This window comes from Microcystis sp. M_QC_C_20170808_M3Col, assembly GCF_007095505.1.
GTDB lineage: Bacteria > Cyanobacteriota > Cyanobacteriia > Cyanobacteriales > Microcystaceae > Microcystis.
In genome coordinates, this window is the sequence record NZ_SFBY01000137.1 from 1 (window position 1) to 3,778 (window position 3,778).

6 protein-coding genes and 1 pseudogene are annotated in these 3,778 nt (G+C 39.5%); all 7 read left to right on the forward strand.

The features are described from left to right. Window positions 1-232: 232 nt before the first annotated feature. Window positions 233-469, forward strand: coding sequence for a hypothetical protein (locus tag EWV84_RS06365; RefSeq protein WP_287077239.1), 237 nt, complete (start codon window positions 233-235; stop codon window positions 467-469). Continuing rightward, a complete protein-coding gene (locus EWV84_RS06370; RefSeq protein ID WP_287077241.1) occupies window positions 462-875 on the forward strand; it encodes a type II toxin-antitoxin system VapC family toxin in 414 nt (137 codons plus the stop codon). The genes EWV84_RS06365 and EWV84_RS06370 overlap by 8 nt, the downstream gene beginning before the upstream one ends. A 92-nt stretch (window positions 876-967) precedes the next feature. Then, window positions 968-1,210 (forward strand): hypothetical protein, encoded by a 243-nt coding sequence (locus tag EWV84_RS06375; protein ID WP_041804104.1) that lies wholly within the window; start codon window positions 968-970, stop codon window positions 1,208-1,210. Window positions 1,211-1,524: 314 nt separating this feature from the next. Beyond that, a complete protein-coding gene (locus EWV84_RS06380; RefSeq protein WP_002797901.1) occupies window positions 1,525-1,803 on the forward strand; it encodes a BrnT family toxin in 279 nt (92 codons plus the stop codon). Continuing rightward, the gene (locus EWV84_RS06385) at window positions 1,781-2,044 is read left to right on the forward strand and encodes a BrnA antitoxin family protein (RefSeq protein WP_287077244.1); all 264 of its coding nucleotides are present in this window, start codon (window positions 1,781-1,783) and stop codon (window positions 2,042-2,044) included. Before EWV84_RS06380 ends, EWV84_RS06385 begins: the two co-directional genes overlap by 23 nt. A 553-nt stretch (window positions 2,045-2,597) precedes the next feature. Then, complete coding sequence (locus EWV84_RS06390) at window positions 2,598-3,152, forward strand: hypothetical protein (RefSeq protein ID WP_287077246.1); 555 nt, start codon at window positions 2,598-2,600, stop codon at window positions 3,150-3,152. A 293-nt stretch (window positions 3,153-3,445) separates the two neighbouring features. Continuing rightward, window positions 3,446-3,778 (forward strand): annotated as a pseudogene (locus tag EWV84_RS06395) (RNA-guided endonuclease InsQ/TnpB family protein); the annotation flags it as partial.

Genomic DNA, 3,778 nt, shown 5'->3' on the forward strand with positions numbered 1-3,778 from the left:
AACACGCTTATCGTAATATTATACGGAAAACTTCTTGCGATCATTCCACTTGAGCGTAATATACGGAAAGATTCTTTTAAAAGTGCGTATTTAGCGTAATATAAGGAAAGTTTCCGTATTGGAGCGGATAGTTGATATATCTTAGCGTTGCAAAGTTTATCTGCTGCCGCTCTTGCCGCTTAAAGGTAAAGGTCAGGCTATACTGAAAACAATCCGTAGCCTTTAAAAAACAATGCTCCAAGAACTCGAAGCCGTTTTTGACGGAACAGCTTTTCAACTAGAAGTGCCCTTAAACCTAGCCGCAGGGACAAGGGTGCGGATTGTTGTTGAAAGTGTTCTGCCCAATGAAGTAAAACCACCTCAAACGTTTCTTAAAACTGCTCAGTCTTTAAAATTACAGGGTGAACCTGATTGGTCAGAAAAAATTGATCAATATTTATATGGGGAAACTCTTTCTGATAATGACTGAAGTCTTTTTAGATACTTCTTTTGCGATCGCGTTATCCTCCGTCACCGATCAAAATCATGCATGGGCTGTTGAGCTTGCTAATCAAATTGAGAGTAACAGCACTCGTTTGGTGACAACTCAGGTGATTTTGCTAGAAATAGGTAATGCGCTTTCTAAGCAAAGATACAGAGCGGCGGCAATCCAACTTTTAGAATCCCTCGAAACTGATCCCAGCGTTGAAGTCGTTTTATTAACCGATAGCCTATACAGATTAGCATTCAATTTGTTTAAGCAACGAGGAGACAAAGAATGGGGGTTAGTGGACTGTATATCATTCATCGTGATGCAAGATCGAGGAATCATTGACGCACTGACTGCCGATACCCATTTTCAGCAGGCGGGATTTAGAGCATTGTTAAAGGACTAATCACTTTACACGATGCCTAAGCCGTTATGCTGCTTCGATTGTTGATGGTGGCATAGTTTGGATATTCAGCCATAGCATTTAGGAGAGAAAAAATGGCTAACCAAGTCATATGCTCGCACTGCAATAGCAAAAACATTCAACCAACTAACCAGAAAAATTATGTCGAGTGTAAAGATTGTGGAGGTATTACTGATACTCGTGATTGGGCAGCTAAATTTCTTGGCTCGGCAGTAGGAACTGGGATAGCTGTGTTGGCTGTCGGTTTACTTCCAGATGAAATTACGGATGGTATTGCTGAAGGTGTCACTGATTTCATGGACGACTTTATGGCATGACCATAGAGGCTGATTTAGTATGTATTAGTTCTAGTCTTTGAGAGTTCCGAATGAAGAGAGTTAAAGCCATATTCGCACTCCTTATAGGTGTTGCGATCATAATATTTGCCCTAGTTGGTTCATTCCCAATTGCAACTAAAATTGGTATCATTTGCATCTATGGTGTTAGTATGGCAATTATTTTCAGCTATCTATCTTCTGGCTGAGAGTCTATACTTTTGGTGGCAATCGATTTCCAGCAAAGAATAAACCCATTTCAGCCAAATGTGTGATAATGAAAGAAATTAGTTCAGTCTGGCATACCTTAATTCTTCATGCAATTTGAGTGGGACGAAGCGAAAAATATTGAAAATATTCGTAAACATGAGATTGATTTTGCTGATGTTCCCACGATGTTTGATGGAGAAATGCTGATTGAGCTAGATGATCGTTTCGACTATGGCGAAGATCGCTGGTTTGGGATCGGTTTTCTCGGTTCTGGAATAGCAGTAGTAGTCTGGACGGAACGTCAAAAAAATGTAACCCGAATCATTTCAGCGCGAAGAGCCAACCGTCATGAGCAGAAACGATTTGAACAGTACCTCTCGTACTAATTGGGCAGCTTTAGAGTCAAGGTCAGAAGAGAATATCGACTACTCAGATATTCCGCCGCTGACAGATGAATTTTTTGAACGAGCTACTTTACGTATTCCAGCAGATCAAGCACACAACCTAGTTCAGCTTGATCCAGATGTGAAACAGTGGTTTCAGGCTCAAGGAGAAGAGTATAAAACCCTAATAAACAAGGTTTTACGTCAATATATGGAAAGCAACCAAACTCAGCACCAAGCATAACTTAGCCGTTAGCTGGCTAAATCTGGATCATGACAGCAGTTTGCAAGTAACTTCTTAGTAGGCTTAGAAATATCAAACTTAGGTTGATCAAGGGGATTAGAAAACATATGTCGCCTGTACCAACAGGCTATCACCTTAAGAAATAGTAGTTAGGAGTATTTTGATGTCTAGTAATCCCATCGGAGATTACATTTCGTATGAAATTTTTACCCAGGATATTTGTCTAGAGATTGTTTCCCCACCTCAAAGATGTTCTAGATGGTATCAAGGACTCTCTTTGCAGATTGATCAAGAAATATTGGGTGGAAAGGTAATAGCGTATCAAATCCGTTGGTTTAATGGTAATTGGTCAGCTTGGTTCGTTCCTGGAGTGAATGATATTGATCATAAGTATAATCCAGCTAATAATACGATGAGGAGAATGTGGTCATATTTTGATGACCATGAACATAGATATATTCTTTGCAAGGCTGGGAACTCTGTATCTATTTCCAAACCCCCAATCAACGAGAACGCCGTATCTATTTCTAAATTTACTATCAACGAAAATTCCATGTCTATTTCCCATTCTCGTATCAAACAATTCTACGAAGAAACTTTCATCCCTCAACTTCGCCAGTTGGAAAAAGACGGGACATTGTTTCCTTGGTTACTCGAATCTCCTAACTGTATAGGATATCTAGAGTTAGGATCATTAGAATTAAATTCTGAATCCGAAGAATATCAGCCGACGTTAGATTTTGTTAGGGTAAAAAGGTTACCTTCCACTATCCCGATCAATGTACTTGATTCCTTTAACCATCATTACTTAACGTCTCAAACGCGATTAGTGAATATTTATGTAGTGAGAACTACTGTTAATGAGGAGAGCAGTTATTCTATCCTCCTTAATGGATATGTTGATGATGGTTGGGATCAGGAAACGAAATTTCTAGAAGTTTACGATAGTCAAGGAAAAATAATTGGTTCTTGTCGCGGTGTCTTGAATCTAGACTGTCCCATTAAGTGGGAAGATCGCACTTTTACCATCGATGACTATGATTTTGGTTATGAAGAAATACAGATTTGGTCAGATAAGGATGTTGAGTATGTAGATGCTTTAGGCTAAAGAGATTTTAGGAAGTTTGTTGATGAGAGCAATCGATGAGGTGTCTGAGATGAAGTGGTTGGGGTAATCGGTGGCGAAAGCAAGCTAACTTAGCCGTTATGCTGCTTCATCTTTTGGTAGGGACAGTAGCTTAAGAGTTATCGGTTGCCTTTAATATTTGCAATATTTGGTAGCTAAAAGATCGTTGTTCAGGTGTGTTCATCGAAAATTTTGGGTCTGAAACCCCGTCGTTCTACGACGGCTTTACCGTTAAATACTAGCGCATTTACCAAATATATGCTAAAATGTGAGACATGGAAAAAGCCTATTCTTACCGATGATTTTACCCCACACCCGAACAAGAGTCGCTATTGCGACGCACGTTGGGCTGTGTAAGATTAGTTTACAATAAAGCTCTCCATCTCAGAACACAAGCATGGTACGAAAGACAAGAAAGAGTAGGATATGCTCAAACTTCTTCGATGCTAACCGATTGGAAAAAGCAAGAAGAATTAGACTTTCTCAATAAAGTTAGTTGTGTACCTTTACCACAAGGGTTAAGACATCTACAAACAGCTTTTACTAACTTCTTTGCTGGTCGTACTAAGTATCCTAACTTTAAGAAAAAACATCAAGGAGGAAGTGCC

Bases quoted from the DNA above. Each gene is read 5' to 3' on its own strand.
- EWV84_RS06365 (WP_287077239.1), top strand. From the start codon at position 233: ATGCTCCAAGAACTCGAAGCCGTTTTTGACGGAACAGCTTTTCAACTA.
- EWV84_RS06390 (WP_287077246.1), top strand. From the start codon at position 2,598: ATGTCTATTTCCCATTCTCGTATCAAACAATTCTACGAAGAAACTTTC.
- EWV84_RS06380 (WP_002797901.1), top strand. From the start codon at position 1,525: ATGCAATTTGAGTGGGACGAAGCGAAAAATATTGAAAATATTCGTAAA.
- EWV84_RS06370 (WP_287077241.1), top strand. From the start codon at position 462: ATGACTGAAGTCTTTTTAGATACTTCTTTTGCGATCGCGTTATCCTCC.
- EWV84_RS06375 (WP_041804104.1), top strand. From the start codon at position 968: ATGGCTAACCAAGTCATATGCTCGCACTGCAATAGCAAAAACATTCAA.